The sequence below is a fragment of the Luteimonas sp. A482 genome (assembly GCF_054072655.1).
In genome coordinates this window covers 206057-220325 of record NZ_JBSVRO010000001.1, presented here as the reverse complement: position 1 = coordinate 220325, position 14269 = coordinate 206057, and the positions used below count along the sequence as shown (strand labels likewise).

At 60.2% G+C, this 14269-nt stretch carries 14 protein-coding genes; 3 read left to right on the top strand and 11 right to left on the bottom strand.

Annotation, left to right across the window (positions count from 1 at the left end; translation table 11 throughout):
• Positions 1-129: 129 nt before the first annotated feature.
• The 4 genes from ACW5DW_RS00975 to ACW5DW_RS00960 form a co-directional block, all read right to left on the bottom strand.
• The gene (locus tag ACW5DW_RS00975) at positions 130-702 is read right to left on the bottom strand and encodes a hypothetical protein (protein ID WP_457016716.1); all 573 of its coding nucleotides are present in this window, start codon (positions 700-702) and stop codon (positions 130-132) included.
• Position 703: 1 nt separating this feature from the next.
• Positions 704-1636, bottom strand: coding sequence for a hypothetical protein (locus tag ACW5DW_RS00970; RefSeq protein WP_457016715.1), 933 nt, complete (start codon positions 1634-1636; stop codon positions 704-706).
• Between the two features lie 77 nt (positions 1637-1713).
• Positions 1714-2925: a helix-turn-helix domain-containing protein gene (locus ACW5DW_RS00965; protein WP_457016714.1), complete on the bottom strand. Its 1212-nt coding sequence runs from the start codon at positions 2923-2925 to the stop codon at positions 1714-1716.
• The gene (locus ACW5DW_RS00960) at positions 2922-3593 is read right to left on the bottom strand and encodes a hypothetical protein (RefSeq protein WP_457016713.1); all 672 of its coding nucleotides are present in this window, start codon (positions 3591-3593) and stop codon (positions 2922-2924) included. Before ACW5DW_RS00960 ends, ACW5DW_RS00965 begins: the two co-directional genes overlap by 4 nt.
• A 476-nt stretch (positions 3594-4069) precedes the next feature.
• Here ACW5DW_RS00960 and dcm point away from each other — a divergent pair, with 476 nt between their 5' ends.
• From dcm to ACW5DW_RS00945, 3 genes are read left to right on the top strand one after another with little or no spacing between them, the layout of a single operon-like run.
• Positions 4070-5329 (top strand): DNA (cytosine-5-)-methyltransferase, encoded by a 1260-nt coding sequence (gene dcm / locus ACW5DW_RS00955; protein WP_457016711.1) that lies wholly within the window; start codon positions 4070-4072, stop codon positions 5327-5329.
• 11 nt (positions 5330-5340) lie between these two features.
• Positions 5341-5790, top strand: coding sequence for a very short patch repair endonuclease (locus tag ACW5DW_RS00950; RefSeq protein WP_457016710.1), 450 nt, complete (start codon positions 5341-5343; stop codon positions 5788-5790).
• Positions 5787-7010 (top strand): type II restriction endonuclease, encoded by a 1224-nt coding sequence (locus ACW5DW_RS00945; protein ID WP_457016708.1) that lies wholly within the window; start codon positions 5787-5789, stop codon positions 7008-7010. Before ACW5DW_RS00950 ends, ACW5DW_RS00945 begins: the two co-directional genes overlap by 4 nt.
• A gap of 162 nt (positions 7011-7172) precedes the next feature.
• Here the strand turns inward: ACW5DW_RS00945 and ACW5DW_RS00940 are convergent, their stop codons facing one another.
• From ACW5DW_RS00940 to aceE, 7 genes are all read right to left on the bottom strand, one after another.
• A complete protein-coding gene (locus ACW5DW_RS00940) occupies positions 7173-8270 on the bottom strand; it encodes an ImmA/IrrE family metallo-endopeptidase (RefSeq protein ID WP_457016706.1) in 1098 nt (365 codons plus the stop codon).
• Between the two features lie 4 nt (positions 8271-8274).
• Positions 8275-8952 carry a hypothetical protein gene (locus tag ACW5DW_RS00935; protein WP_457016704.1) on the bottom strand — a complete coding sequence of 226 codons (678 nt, stop codon included), beginning with the start codon at positions 8950-8952 and terminating at the stop codon, positions 8275-8277.
• Positions 8953-9057: 105 nt separating this feature from the next.
• Complete coding sequence (locus tag ACW5DW_RS00930) at positions 9058-9234, bottom strand: hypothetical protein (RefSeq protein WP_457016703.1); 177 nt, start codon at positions 9232-9234, stop codon at positions 9058-9060.
• A 178-nt stretch (positions 9235-9412) separates the two neighbouring features.
• Positions 9413-9652: a hypothetical protein gene (locus tag ACW5DW_RS00925; RefSeq protein WP_457016701.1), complete on the bottom strand. Its 240-nt coding sequence runs from the start codon at positions 9650-9652 to the stop codon at positions 9413-9415.
• Between the two features lie 12 nt (positions 9653-9664).
• Complete coding sequence (locus ACW5DW_RS00920) at positions 9665-10534, bottom strand: thymidylate synthase (RefSeq protein WP_457016699.1); 870 nt, start codon at positions 10532-10534, stop codon at positions 9665-9667.
• Entirely contained in the window at positions 10531-11304 is a 774-nt protein-coding gene (locus ACW5DW_RS00915; RefSeq protein ID WP_457016697.1) for a hypothetical protein, read from the bottom strand. Before ACW5DW_RS00915 ends, ACW5DW_RS00920 begins: the two co-directional genes overlap by 4 nt.
• Before the next feature lie 12 nt (positions 11305-11316).
• Positions 11317-14010 carry a pyruvate dehydrogenase (acetyl-transferring), homodimeric type gene (gene aceE / locus ACW5DW_RS00910; RefSeq protein ID WP_457016695.1) on the bottom strand — a complete coding sequence of 898 codons (2694 nt, stop codon included), beginning with the start codon at positions 14008-14010 and terminating at the stop codon, positions 11317-11319.
• Positions 14011-14269: the final 259 nt, after the last annotated feature.

Here is a 14269-nt window from a genome sequence, read left to right as displayed (position 1 = left end):
GGCGATCAGGTGTAAACCAAGCAGCCAGTGGCGACGCTCATGGATCAACACCGTGCTGGTCGGGACCGCCAATCTCGGCAATAGGGCCCAGGCCAAAGCATCTATACGCTTGCCTAGTGCGCAGCCCAACTAAGCCGTCTGAACGAAGAGAGCAAACACCCGCTTCACCACCATTAAGATGATCAAGAACACGCTAACCCAGATGAACGCATTAAGCGCATAGATCACGCGTTCGAAATAGCCGGCGGCCCCGGCACTTACTTGCCCCATGGAATACACCAGAAGCGAGACCAATGAAGCAATGCACAACAAGACGGTGAACGAAATATTGGCCACCGTCTGCTTGATGACCTCGACGCGCAAGGTCAGCTTGCCGCGCTCCCCCTCGGCATCTGGCATCCCGCCACCGCCCTGCTCGACCGGCTTGAACTTCTGAAGCGACTCCAAGGCGCGATTCCTCTGATCGAACATCAGCACTAACAGGTTCAGCAACAGACCGAGCAGGATCGCGGCGGCGTTGATCATGACATTCACGAGATTCTCGCCGAGCGAATTCCCAGCCACAAACACAACGGCCGCTAAAAGCAGCGGACAGATCACGAACACCGTGACATCGATCGTACTCAACTCATCGCGCCCGTGATGGCGCAGGGTCTGGAGATGCGCCCGAACAATGCTAAAGACATTGATCTTGTCGCTCATCTCATCCCCCTGATCCAGCCTCCGCCAGGAGATCGTCCAGCAACGAGGTCGCAAAGTCTGCGACCGACTGCCTGATTGGCAGCCCGTCCTTGAACGTAACGTCCTCTCCGGTGAGATAAAACTTGGCTTTCGGGATCTTGGACCCCTCAAGCGAAATGGTGCGGCTGCGACCATCCCCGAACGTCACGTCGGCTTTCACATCGGAACAATTTTCGTCTGAAATGGCAATCAGACGGTCGCGCTTCGGACCACTACGCAGGAAAGCAGGCAGTTTTCCAAAGCCTCCTTCTTTCTTGAGGATCAGGTCTTTCTCGATCCTCGGATCATCCAAGAAATTGGCGATGTCTCCCGAACTCGCCGGCTGAAAGTTCGCCACGCGGATTGAGCGCACGTTCGCATCCTTGAGGTAGGTCTGCAACGCAATCCTTGAACACAAGGGGCGCAAATAGAAGCCGCAACCCTTCAGTTTGTTGTTGACGTATAGACCAAGCTCGTCTGACAACCAGGATTTGATTCCTACATTGCCGATCGAGTGGAGCAACGCAAAGCCCATCTTGGAGCCCTTCGGGATCCTGATCTGCACGAAGTACTCAAATACATCGCTGTCTTTCGAACGCTTTTTGTAAGCCGTAGTCTTGCTGTCAGAGTCGACAATCTCGCCAGGCATGCCATAGGTACCTTGCCGAACATAGAAGCTGGTATCCCGCGAACTGCCAGCCGCTTGGATATCATGGATCCTCACAAGGCGGTTCAAGTTGTTGATCATCACGGTCTCAAAGTTGGACTTCGTTGCCGCGAAATCGCTCAAGACATCGAAGAAATCATGCTGCTTCTTGCCGATGACAATGGCGTCCAACTGCGAGCGCTTGTCCTTCCCCCTGATGTCCTTGCTTCGAACGGTGATCTCGAAAGCGGATACGGAATGCGTGGTCATGCCCCAGCCCCCTGTGAATGAGCCATCTATTTACCAGATTGAAATCCGACCAGCCCCGATACTTTCGGGCCGATCGCCTACCTCCGGAATCTGTCGAGCTTCACCACGTTCTGCATCGACTCCGCCATGGTAGTAACGGGACCATCAACAGGTTCTCGCCGCTTGATCGGCAGCTCCACAATGTCAGCGTTCTTGCGCGACAAATAGCCCATTGGAAGCGACAGCAGGCTCTCCAAGTCATGCGCTGACAGACCCATGTAGGCGGGCAGCGCCTCCGTGTGGATCACGCCTTCGCTGGCGAGCAGTTCCAGGGTGCGCCGCAGCAAGCGGGGCTGCTCGGGTTCACGGTCATCATCATTCGGTTCCCGCTTCTGTCCCCATTTAGCGGAGCGGTACTTGATAAGCCGTAGATAGCCCTCTTCGCCTATCACGCCCAAAGCACGCAGCCGAAGGATCATCGCACCGACGGATACGCCCCAGCGCGGCTTGAGCTGCAGCAGACCATGCAGCGACGGCGGCAGCCCGACCTCTGGCACGAAACCACGCGCCGGCAACAGGAAGGCTCCCGCGAACAGATGCGCCTGCGTCTCCATGAGCTTGTAGGCCCGGGGGTCGGTCGGCGTTTCGATGTAGCGATGCAGGATCAGATGACCCAGTTCGTGGGCGGCATCGAAGCGGCTGCGATAGGCATTGCCCTTGTCGGCGCACAGCAGGACGTAGGGCCGCCCAGTGTGGCTCCACATGGAGAGACCCTCAATGCGGGCAACACCCGTTTCCTCGCGCGCCACAATGACGCCAGAGTTCTCCAGCAGCAGCAGGATGTCGCCGGCTGGCGCATCGCCCATCCGCCATTCTTTGCGGCAGGCATCGGCCGCCGCCTCAATCATCGCGGTGGTGATCTCGGACAGGTTGCGGGCTTGCACGCAGGGCAACGCGACATCGGGGTATTCGACGTGTTCCTCGAAGTGGGCAGCCACCTCTTCCAACCACTCGGCGCGGGTCTGCAACAACCCGCGATCCTGTTTCAACTGGGCCACGCTGCCACGGAAATTGGGCTTGCTGATAGCCGCACGCATGGGGCGTGTCAGCCACTCCGAAGTGACGCGCAACTCCTTGGCCAGCAGTTCCATGGCTGCAGCGGACGGGATCTGGGCCCTGTTGCGCCAACGGCTGAGTGTGGTGGTGGTCACCTCTAGCCTTGCAGCGAGCTCGGTCGCTGAAAAGCCACGAGCGGCCAACGCTTGGTTGAGCCGCTCGGGAACTAGAGTCTTCGTGGTAGGCGTGGTCATGCGGTTTCTGGCGTGTCTGGTCCTTCGGTACCGCCCGAATTGTCCGCTTTCTTTGCAGCCTTGCGAAGCTTTGCGTGCGCCTTGTCCACAATGCCCGGCATCCGCTCATAACGCTGGATGAACTGCGAGAGTGGCTCTTGGAACAACGGATTGCGCAGATCCATCTGGTCGTTGGTGACGACCACATAGATCTCCAGCCTGTCGCTCGCTGCCGAGCCTTGGGTCACTAACGACGCCGTGAATTCCGGCTCCTCGACAACGGAGGATCCCTCCCGCAGCAAGTCAGGCTGGAACCATCCGGTGACCGCCTCGTTGCGCAGGCAGAGCTTCCTCTTGCCCTTGCTCCTGCCGGCGTTGTCCCACTGCACTTGGCTCTTGTGGATGCGCATCAAGGTCACCACACCCGTGGTGCCAGAGACTATGGCGTTGCCACGCAAGGGCGGATGTGGCACCGACGCGTTCCCGAACGCTTGAGCGAGCGCATCATTGAGGAACAGGTGCAGGTTGTAGCCGACGCCGCTGGAGCGGTGGCCAGCCGCGTGCATGGCGCCGACCTTCTTCGCAGAGGCGAGCGCCTCTTGGGCGAAATGGTCGTAGTCCACTAAGACATCCTTGCGGACCGACGACGTCAACAATTCGGCAATCTTTTCCTTCGGACTGTCGAGCAAGGCAGAACTCCGTTGTCGTTTTAAGGAAAATAACTCATTTTTATTGTCGTCACAAGTCCCGCCTCTCGGACTCGCCTCCTTCGCCGAATCCATCCAACACTTCTCACCTCCGGCCCGTCACACCTGAACCTTGCCTTGGTCGCTCCATGCGGCTCCGGAGGCAGCAACTCAGTACCCCGAGCAAGAACCCAGCCGTCGTTCGAGGCATTTGTCGCCGGCCGATTCCAGACCGCAGTACCCCACCAGCCCACGTCGCGAAGCGTGAGATCGCGTTCGATCAGGATAGGCCGGCTGTCGTTGGGCTGCCCGTAGTTTCCCAGTGACATCGGGCCAACGACGGTGCCGGCGGAACATTGTGTGTCTTGCAGACCTCCGCTCCTGCGCCGGTGTCAGGACGCGGAGGCATCTCCTGCCAGGTTGACGTCGGGGGCTATCGCCAGACAGAATGTCCACATAATTTCCCAGCGGACCAGACCATGACCGACTTGGCTGACCCCCTGCCGCTGCTCAGGCAGGCTCGCCTGCGGCTGACGCAACAGGCGCTGGCCGATCGCCTCCACACGAACAAGAAGACCATCTACCGATGGGAGCGCGGCCTGTCCCGCTGCCCGCCGCTGGTGGCCCCCGCACTTCAGGAAATCCTCCGCATGAACCGCTCCGCCTCCCCCGACTCACCGGCCGACTTCACCTTCATTGACCTCTTCGCGGGCATTGGCGGCATCCGCCTCGGGTTCGAGCGCGCCGGTGGTCGATGCGTGTTCACCAGCGAGTGGAACGACTGGTCCAAGAAGACGTACCTCGAGAATTTCGGCGACGACCACCGCTTCGAAGGCGACATCACCAAGATCGAAGCGGAAGACGTGCCTGACCACGACGTACTGCTGGCGGGATTCCCGTGCCAGCCGTTCTCGATTGCCGGCGTGAGCAAGAAGAACGCGCTCGGCCGTCCCCACGGCTTCGAGTGCACCACACAGGGCACGCTCTTCTTCGACATCAAGAGGATCATCGCAGCCAAACGGCCCAAGGCTTTCCTGCTGGAGAACGTGAAGAACCTCGTCGGCCACGACCGCGGCAACACCTTCCGGATCATCCGCGAGGTGTTGGAAGGACTGGGCTACACGCTCCACTGGAAAGTCGTGAATGGGAAGCACTACGTCCCGCAGCACCGTGAGCGGATCCTGATCGTGGGCTTCCGCGAGGACACCGATTTCACCTGGGACGACCTGCAGCTGCCTGCGGAAGGACCGGACATCACTTCCATCCTGCACCCGGAGGACGGCAGCGAGGAGCCCGAGCGCCACTACACCACCGGAGCGCTGGCAGAGATCAGCCCGCGCTACGTGCTGACGAAAAACCTTTGGGACTACCTGCGCGCGTACGCAGCCAAGCACAAGGCAGCAGGCAACGGGTTCGGCTACGGACTGGTGAAGCCGGGCACCGACCGCCATACCCGCACGCTGTCTGCCCGCTACTACAAGGACGGCAGCGAGATCCTGCTCCACCGCGGCAAGGGCAAGCGGCCACGTCGCCTCACCCCGCGTGAATGCGCGAGGCTGATGGGCTTCCCCGAGGATTTCAGGATCGTGGTCAGCGACACCCAGGCGTACCGCCAGTTCGGCAACAGCGTGGTGGTACCGGTGATGGAGGCCGTGGCGAAGATCATGGCGCCGCGCGTGATCGAGCTGAAAGCGCGCGAGGCCGGCGGCACGATGCAGCCGCGGTTGAAGGCCGCCTGACACCGGCCGCCGTGGCCGATACGGTCAGCCCCGAAGTGCGGAGCCGGATGATGTCCGGCATCCGCGGGAAAGACACGAAGCCCGAGTGGCTGGTGCGACGGGCGTTGCACGCGCGCGGGTTCCGCTATCGGCTGCATGACCGCCGCCTGGCAGGCCATCCCGATCTTGTGTTCCCGCGCCATCAGGCCGTGGTGTTCGTACACGGCTGCTTCTGGCACGGCCACGAAGGCTGCCGGTACTTCCGGCTGCCGGGCTCGCGTACCGACTTCTGGGAAGGCAAGATCACCCGCAACCGCAGCAACGACGCGAAAAACCACGCATCATTGCGGCAGGCCGGCTGGCGGGTAGCCAATGTGTGGGAATGCGCGCTGCGCGGCGCCGGCCACGACGCGGGAGCGGTGGCCGATACGCTGGCCGCGTGGATCCGCGGGGATCAGGCGACGCTGGAGATCAGGGGATGAAGCGGGGATACCTGTCGGAGTATTTCGAAGGCGTGGCGGCGAAGCGCCTGTCGGCGGTGGAGGCCGACGAGACGCGTTCGAACCAGCACGAGTACAACGCCACCAGGGCGATGCTCGGCTTCATGGGCCGGCCGGCAGAGAAGGAACGTCTGCCAACCAGATTCGTCTACATGTGCGACGAAGACGACGAGCCCGTGTTCGAGGATGCGTTCCTCACGCTCTACGACAGCCGTGAACGGCACCCGACGCGTTCCGAATACCGCTTCTACTTTCCGACCACCCAGGTTTCGCAGCTGGCCGGGGAGAACGACCTTCTGGTGATCGCCAGGCGGCGTGACGGCGGAATGCTGGTCGTCATCGCCGAGTACGGCTCGAGCGCGGCCAACCAGATCGAATGGCTGTTCGGCCTCTCGGCAGACATGCTGCCGGGCTTCTCGGTGCGCGCCGAACTCGAGAACGACCAGGACCGCATCGGCTTCGCCGCCACCTTCATCCTCGAGAGCATCGGCGTGGTCGTCGAGCAGAGCGAGGAAACCTGGCTCGACGTGATGCTGTCCCGCTTCGGGGGCAGGTTCCCGAAGACGCTGGAGTTCTCCGGTTTCGCCCGCGGTACGCTGGAAGACGTGGATCCACGCGAAGATCCGGACGCTGCGCTGATGGCGTGGATGGAGCGCGAGGAGATCCTGTTCCGCACGCTCGAACGCCACCTGATCGGCGAACGGCTGTCACAAGGGTTCGGCGGCCTGGAAGGAATCGATATCGACGGGTTCATGGGCTTCTCGCTGTCGGTACAGAACCGCCGCAAGAGCCGCGTGGGCCTTGCGCTGGAGAACCACCTGGCGCACCTGTTCGGTTCCCTTGGCATCCGGTGCAGTCGGGCTGCCGTCACCGAGCGCCGTTCGAAACCCGACTTCCTGTTTCCCGGCGTCGCCGAGTACCACGACCCCGCCTTCGATCCGCTCCGCCTGACCATGCTGGGCGTCAAAAGCACCTGCAAGGACCGCTGGCGGCAGATCCTGCCGGAAGCGGACAGGGTCAGCCTCAAGCATCTGTTGACGATGGAGGCCGGGATCAGCGTGAATCAGACAGACGAGATGCAGAGCCAAGGCGTGCAGCTGGTGCTGCCCAAGGCACTCCACGAAACGTATACGGTTGATCAGCGCGGGTGGTTGCGGAATGTGCGATGGTTTACGACCTCTGTACTTTCACGTCAGTGTTAACTGTGGCGTGTCTCCCAGCCGAGAATTCAGGAGCTCTCCATGGCCTCCCCAACCACTCTTATGGCATCGAAGCGATCAGGCTGAACCAGCAGCAACTTGCACACTTCAGCGGCACCTAAATCCTCCAGAAACCGCTGGCGTCCGCCCAAAGAACGATCTTCATCAGACCACACGCAGATGCCCCGTCTTCCTTGCGGTAGCTTGAGGCGAGGGGTTATATGAGCCGAGCGAGACAGAGGTCAGACCAAAGACCAAGCTGTGCAGTTCCTCTACAGGAATTGAAAGATTATCGGCAATTGCGCGCAACCCCTGCCCTTGACCGTTCAAAGCGTCGAACACTTTCTTGAGAACTTGCGACGTCTCGCGCTCGGAACTATCAACCTCGTTGGTACGCATCCCCCTCTTACTCATTTCTATGCAGAGCGATCTGTAGGTGAACTCAGAAATGGCGCCCGCCTTGTGCAAATTGAAGGCAAACGCCATCGCAGAGACGTTGAAGCGCTTCTTATAGCGCACGATATCTTCTACGCTCCTGCAACGACCTGCATAAGCCATCATCTCTGTCTTCGGCATCAATAAAGCAGAAGCGAAGCCATCAGCCTCACGCTCAACCGCTTTGCCTTTGTTTTCCCCATGACGATGAAGCACAAGATGACCCAGCTCATGCGCGGCATCAAATCTGCTCGATTCCGAGCTTTTCATTGTATTGAGAAAGACAAACGGCGTATTTCCATTCCTCCACGCCGAGAACGCATTAACTTGGCGCGTATTCTCAGATAAAGAAAACACGCGAACACCTTTTGACTCCAAAAGGTGCACCATATTCTTGATAGGAAGCACACCAAGCTGCCACTCGCTCCGAACCATCTCAGCAGCGAGCTCTGGCTCCATTCCAGCCAAGTCTGGCACGCTAACAGCCGGAAGGTTAAAACGCTCTTCGATCCAAGCTGCGACCGCAAATACAAATCCACCAGCCGCAAGAGCAGAGTCACGCTGAATGGCCGTCATTCGGGAGAAAGAGCGGAAACTGGCATTCGCGGCGTCTGGAGGTCCTAGGTCGCCTCCAAAGAAGAACTCGAGCGGGTAGCCCAGGACTTCACAGATCCGCGCCATGCTAAGTTCTGTTGGCGCGGTCTCGCCCGACTCATAGTTCGAAATACTCTTCGTCGTAAGTCCTGCGAGATCCGCCAGTTTCTTCATGCTCATCATCTTGCGATCGCGAGCAATCTTAAGTCGTGTCGGGTTAAATGCTGCGGTCATACGGTCATGACTGCTTGGGCGACACAGTGATCTCGATGTCCGAAAGATCGTCCGAATCGCTGTGGTCTGAATTTGGCCCAAACCTGTAGGCAGGCATGATGAGCCGCTGAGTCCACTTACTTATCTTGTCGTTCTCAGCCATTGCAAAAGGCAACGAAAGTTCATAGCGCACCTCCTGAAAGTCGAGGTCGATGTAATAGAGCAGAACCCACAACGACTCGTCTCTCCTCCTAAAGGGCACTACCTTGCTCGGCTCATGGGTCTCGTCATCGGGAAACGAGATCGTCGTCTGCCTAGGATTAATGGCAACGCTCAGTGCTGTCTGGGCACCTTTGTCATTGCGCGTCTGGGGGTCCCTCGTTTCTATGCCGGTATGCGGGTCACCGCTGCTGACAGTTATGGCCACGCGGCCATCACCGGAAACGACGCGAGGTTGGTTACTCGGATCCTCAGGCTTCCAGCCCTTTGGAATTTGCAGGGTTCGCATCATCGCCGAACCATCTGCCCAAGCCGCTGTTCCGTTGTATCCCTTTGGGTGAAGGGCGGACACATTGCTAAAAGCGCCAAGGCAGGCCTTGGGTACTTCTTCTATCTCTGCCAAGGTCAGGCCAAACAATTGCGCAAGCGCGATTTCGACTTGGATCGGGTTCTTGATGATGCTGGCAACGGGCAACGGTTCCATGGCGCCTCCGAAGGGTTCCGCTTTTTGTACATCATCCGATGTCGAAAAACAAGAACATCGTTCTAGGATCGCCCCTGCAGCTCAAGCGCCGCACTCATTCCGCACTTACGAGACAGCCAGCACAAGGCCGGCTTCGTCGTAATGCATTGGCCCTACAGCGGAAGGGATCACACGAGTTCCGAAATTGATCAGCGCGCGATCGAGCACCTCGGTCAACAACTTTTTCAGGCTGGCGTTTTCCATCCCCAGCTCATCCAGGCGCTTGGCCTCAGATCCGTTCATGCCGCCGAATTTGCTGCGTCACGAAGCGTCGCAGGCGTGCCGGCGGGAGAATTCCTTGATCTGCAGTCCCGCCTTTGCCCCTAGGAAACCGAGAAGCTGTCTTCGGAAAAGCTTCTCACGCCCAACCTCATGGATTGAACTATAAACCGGCCCGCTACCCAGAGCCGGAGACGCCGGCTTAAGAAGCACCCCCAACACTACCGCTCAGCACCACCGATACAAAACGGTGAACCAAGCAACAAGCGGTCAACACCAGCAATATTCCCAGAGCCCCAAGGACAAGCAAAGCGACAAGTGACCGATCTTCGTATTCTTTGTGCACACGCTTCAGTGATCCAATCAACGTTTCCCTAAGCAGCTTGAGGCCAGCAATCAGCAGCCCGAAAATCGCGATCAAGGCGAGCACGTCGTCTGTCATGCGCAGCGCACCTTACGCGGCAAGCGAAACCTTCTTGTGTCTGCGTAACAGATCGATACAACACTCAGAAAATCGGTCCGACATCGGAGCGCAAACACCCGTCATCCTCAGGCTTGCCTCTGCTCTAGCCATAGCATAAACGCTCGCAGCGCTACTCATTGCTGGCATTTTGCCTTTGTTCCCACTGTACCCCTCCACTGCGATACGAGAAGCCACGTCGCGATGCCGCTCGTAAATGTGCATGGACGCTGCGTAATGGTAGTAATGGCCTAGCTCTACGCCAAGTTCGACTGCCATGAGTTCCTGCAGACAAGTAAATAGAAATAGATCGTAGGGCACGCCCCAGATCGCATCATTGCTGCGCATGTTCACAAAAGCATGGAGCTTTCCGTCTCGAAGCAGGAACTGGAGGGTATTTGTGCACGACACATCGACTGACTGCCTTGAAACATCTTCCTGAATACGGAAGTTCAGGACGGCTCTGCGCGAGCAAGGGTCTGCGGACAACAAGCCAATTACATTGAGCCATTGCGATGATCCATCCGGACAAGCGCCAAATATCCTGGCACCATAACAACTGCCTCTAACCACCCCATGATCGTCGGCAAATTCGCGCCACTTTGGCGTGTAGAACGCCAAAGCATCAACCTGGCTATCACCCCGTAAGTGCCACGCCAGCTCCGCAACTGCGAGCGCTGGACTCCAGCGCCTAGCCGAAAGCGTCGTCAAGCGATTTCTGGGATCAGTCAGTTCAAACCCTAGCCCCAGAACCTCGGAGGTGCCCAATCCTCGCGGACTCACCTCTTTTCCCCACTCACCAATGTGGCGGCAAAGTTTCGCTTGGAGCTCGTTCGACGAACTAACTATCAAGGGCGCGTTCACTCTCCGCCTCCTTCGGACGGGACTCTGTCGCTACTATTGCGCAAAGGCATCTCATCCGATGAGATCGCACCCCGGCTGACTTCCAATTTATCGAGCCTTCTGAGAATCGCATCCTGCTTGCTGTCCAGTGCAAGGCGACTGACGGTGGCAATGCCGGTAGTCACAAGCAATGCGAAGAATGCCAAGGAGAACGCGCCAATCGGTAAATATTTCAGCATCGCATCCCTGAACCGCGCGTTCTCCTTCTTCGACGCCTTACCAACCAAAGATTTGATGTCTAGAAAATTCTTTCCGAAGTTAGCTACAGCCCTGCTTCTTATACCACTGACATACTCTGCTTCATTGGTATTACGGAATCGCTCCAGCCCCTCAAGATTTTCCAAAGGCTCAATCGAGTGAAATGTAAGCCGGATAAATTTGTCGCCTTTCTTAAGCAGCCTTCGTTCCGAGCTGAAATTCAGCACCGGCGAAGACAAGTTGTTCTTCCAACTGGGATCAATCACACCGATATTTAGAGTTAGCAGACCCTCGTTACACATACGGGTCAGCACGTGCGCTAAGGCGCATATTTTGTCTGGCAACTCAATGCATTCTTCCGAAATTAAGTGCGCTATGCCTTGCGGCTCAAGCAGCAGCGACTCAACCTCCTCACCCTTGTGATTAACAATCGTCCCAACTGTAAGTGTGAGCCCTGCCTTCCAGCTCCCTTTATCGTTAGCCGTTCCGTAGGATAAACAAGAGCCCGTGCTGATACCGCGCGGCTGGATCATGTCAAACCTCTCTCAAACCCCCAACGGATTCGGCTTCTCCTGGTCGATCTTGTAAAGCTTGATCGCCCTGGCCGCGTCCTTCGCCGTCATCTTCCCGTCCTTCGCCAGCGCGTCGATCGCGGCGTGGGCGATGTAGTAGCGGTCCACCTCGAAATGGCGGCGCAGGTTGGCACGGGTATCCGAGCGGCCGAAGCCGTCGGTGCCGAGTACGGTGTAGGTGCGCGGGATGAAGCCGCGGATCTGGTCGGTGAAGTTGCGCACGTAGTCGGTGGCGGCGATCACCGGTCCGGCGGGGCGGGACTCGATGCACTGGGTGACGTGGGCCTTGCGCGGCTTGTCCTCTGGGTGCAGGCGGTTCCAGCGTTCGGCGTCGTAGCCGTCGCGGCGCAGTTCGGTGAAGCTGGGGCAGGACCAGATATCGCTGGTCACGCCGAAGTCCTTGTCCAGCAGCTCGGCCGCGGCGATGGCCTCGCGCAGGATGGTGCCGCTGCCCATCAGCTGCACGCGCAGCTCGCCCTTCTTGGGCTTGGCGCCAGCGTCCTTGAGCAGGTACATGCCCTTGATGACACCCTCGGCCGCGCCTTCGGGCAGCTCGGGGTGGCTGTAGTTCTCGTTCATCAGGGTGATGTAGTAGTACTCGTCGCGCTGCTCTTCGATCATGCGCAGCATGCCGTGCTGCAGGATCACCGCGACCTCACCGGCAAAGCTGGGGTCGTAGCTGCGGCAGTTGGGGATGGCGCCCGACAGCAGGTGGCTGTGGCCGTCCTCGTGCTGCAGGCCCTCGCCGTTGAGCGTGGTGCGGCCAGCGGTGCCGCCGAGCAGGAAGCCGCGCGCGCGCATGTCGGCCGCCTGCCAGGCGGCGTCGCCCACGCGCTGGAAGCCGAACATCGAGTAGTAGATGTAGAACGGCAGCAGCTGCAGGTTGTTGGTGGAGTAGCTGGTGGCGCTGGCCATCCACGAGGCGAAGGCGCCGGCCTCGGTGATGCCTTCCTGCAGCACCTGGCCGGTGCTGTCTTCGCGGTAGTACATCAGCTGGTCGCGGTCGACCGGCTTGTACTTCTGGCCTTCCGGCGCGTAGATGCCGATCTGGCGGAACAGGCCTTCCATGCCGAAGGTGCGCGCCTCGTCTGCGACGATGGGCACCACGCGCGGGCCGACCTGCTTGTCGCGCAGGATGATGTTGAGCGATTGCACGAACGCCATCGTGGTGCTCATCTCGCGCTCGCCGGTGCTCTTGAGCAGGCGGTCGAACACCTCGAGCTTGGGCGCGGTGAGCGACTCGTCGGCCTTGCGCCGACGCTGCGGCACGAAGCCGCCCAGCGCGCGGCGGCGCTCGAGCAGGTACTGCACTTCGTCGGACTTCTCGCCCGGGTGGTAGAACGGGATGTTGCCGTCCTTGAGCTGCTCGTCGTCGACCGGGATCTTGAAGCGGTCGCGGAATGCGCGCACCGCATCGTCGTCGAGCTTCTTGGTGTTGTGGGTGGGGTTGAGCGCTTCGCCGGCGCTGCCCAGGCCGTAGCCCTTCACCGTCTTGGCCAGGATGACCGTGGGCTGGCCCTTGGTTTGCATGGCGTTGGTGTAGGCCGCATAGACCTTGTGCGGGTCGTGGCCGCCGCGGTTGAGGCGCCAGATGTCCTCGTCGGAGAGGCTGGCAACCATCGCCGCAGTCTCCGGGTACTTGCCGAAGAAGTTCTCGCGCGTGTAGGCGCCGCCGAAGGCCTTGCAGTTCTGGTACTCGCCGTCGACGGTTTCCATCATCAGCTTCTTGAGCAGGCCCTGCGGATCCTTGGCCAGCAGCGGATCCCAGTAGCTGCCCCAGATGGTCTTGACCACGTTCCAGCCGGCGCCGCGGAACTGGCTCTCCAGCTCCTGGATGATCTTGCCGTTGCCGCGCACCGGGCCGTCCAGGCGCTGCAGGTTGCAGTTGACGACGAACACCAGGTTGTCCAGGCCTTCGCGGCCGGCGATCGACAGCGCGCCCAGGCTCTCGGGCTCGTCGGTTTCGCCGTCACCCAGGAAGCACCACACCTTGCGGTCGGACTTGGGCAGCAGGCCGCGCGATTCGAGGTACTTCCAGTTGCGCGCCTGGTAGATCGCGGCGATCGGGCCCAGGCCCATCGACACGGTGGGCACCTGCCAGAAATCGGGCATCAGCCAGGGGTGCGGATACGAGGAGATGCCGCGGCCGTCGACCTCCATGCGGAAGTTGTCGATCTGCGATTCGCTGAGCCGGCCTTCGAGGAAGGCGCGCGCGTAGATGCCCGGCGAGCTGTGGCCCTGCGGGGCGATGAGATCACCCGGGTGGTCGCCTTCGGGGCCGCGGAAGAAGTGGTTGAAGCCCACGTCGTAGAGCGTGGCAGAGCTGGCGAAACTGGCGATGTGGCCGCCCAGGTCGCCGGGCTTGCGGTTGGCGCGCACCACCATCGCCATCGCGTTCCAGCGGATGATCGAGCGGATCCGCCACTCCAGGGTCTGGTCGCCCGGGATCTTGGGCTCCAGATGGGTCGGGATGGTGTTGATGTACTCGGTGGTCGGCGCGAACGGCAGGTGGGCGCCGGCGCGGCGGGTCAGTTCGACCATGTCCTGCAGCAGCTGGTGGGCGCGCTCGGGCCCGCCGTGGTCGATGACCGCCTTGAGCGATTCGATCCACTCCCGGGTTTCGGTGGGATCGGGGTCGTTCTGCAGCACGTCGGTCAGCCAGTTCATCGCCTTGCTCCGCCGCGGCCCCTGGCCGCGCAATAGTCGTGGGGTAGGACCGCCGATTCTAGCAGGGGCGGCGGCGCGGCCCGGGACGCGGGCAGGCGGCGGAGCGCGGCGCGGAAGCAGTTGCGAAAGCAACCTTCGGGGCGCGCGGGGCCGGGGTTCGCGCTGCGGCAAGGGCTGTCCGGACCGACACGGGAGGCCACCGGGAAGCCGGCTCCGCCAGACGGGCTGCGGGACTCCTTCGCATCCCGTACACATCCGC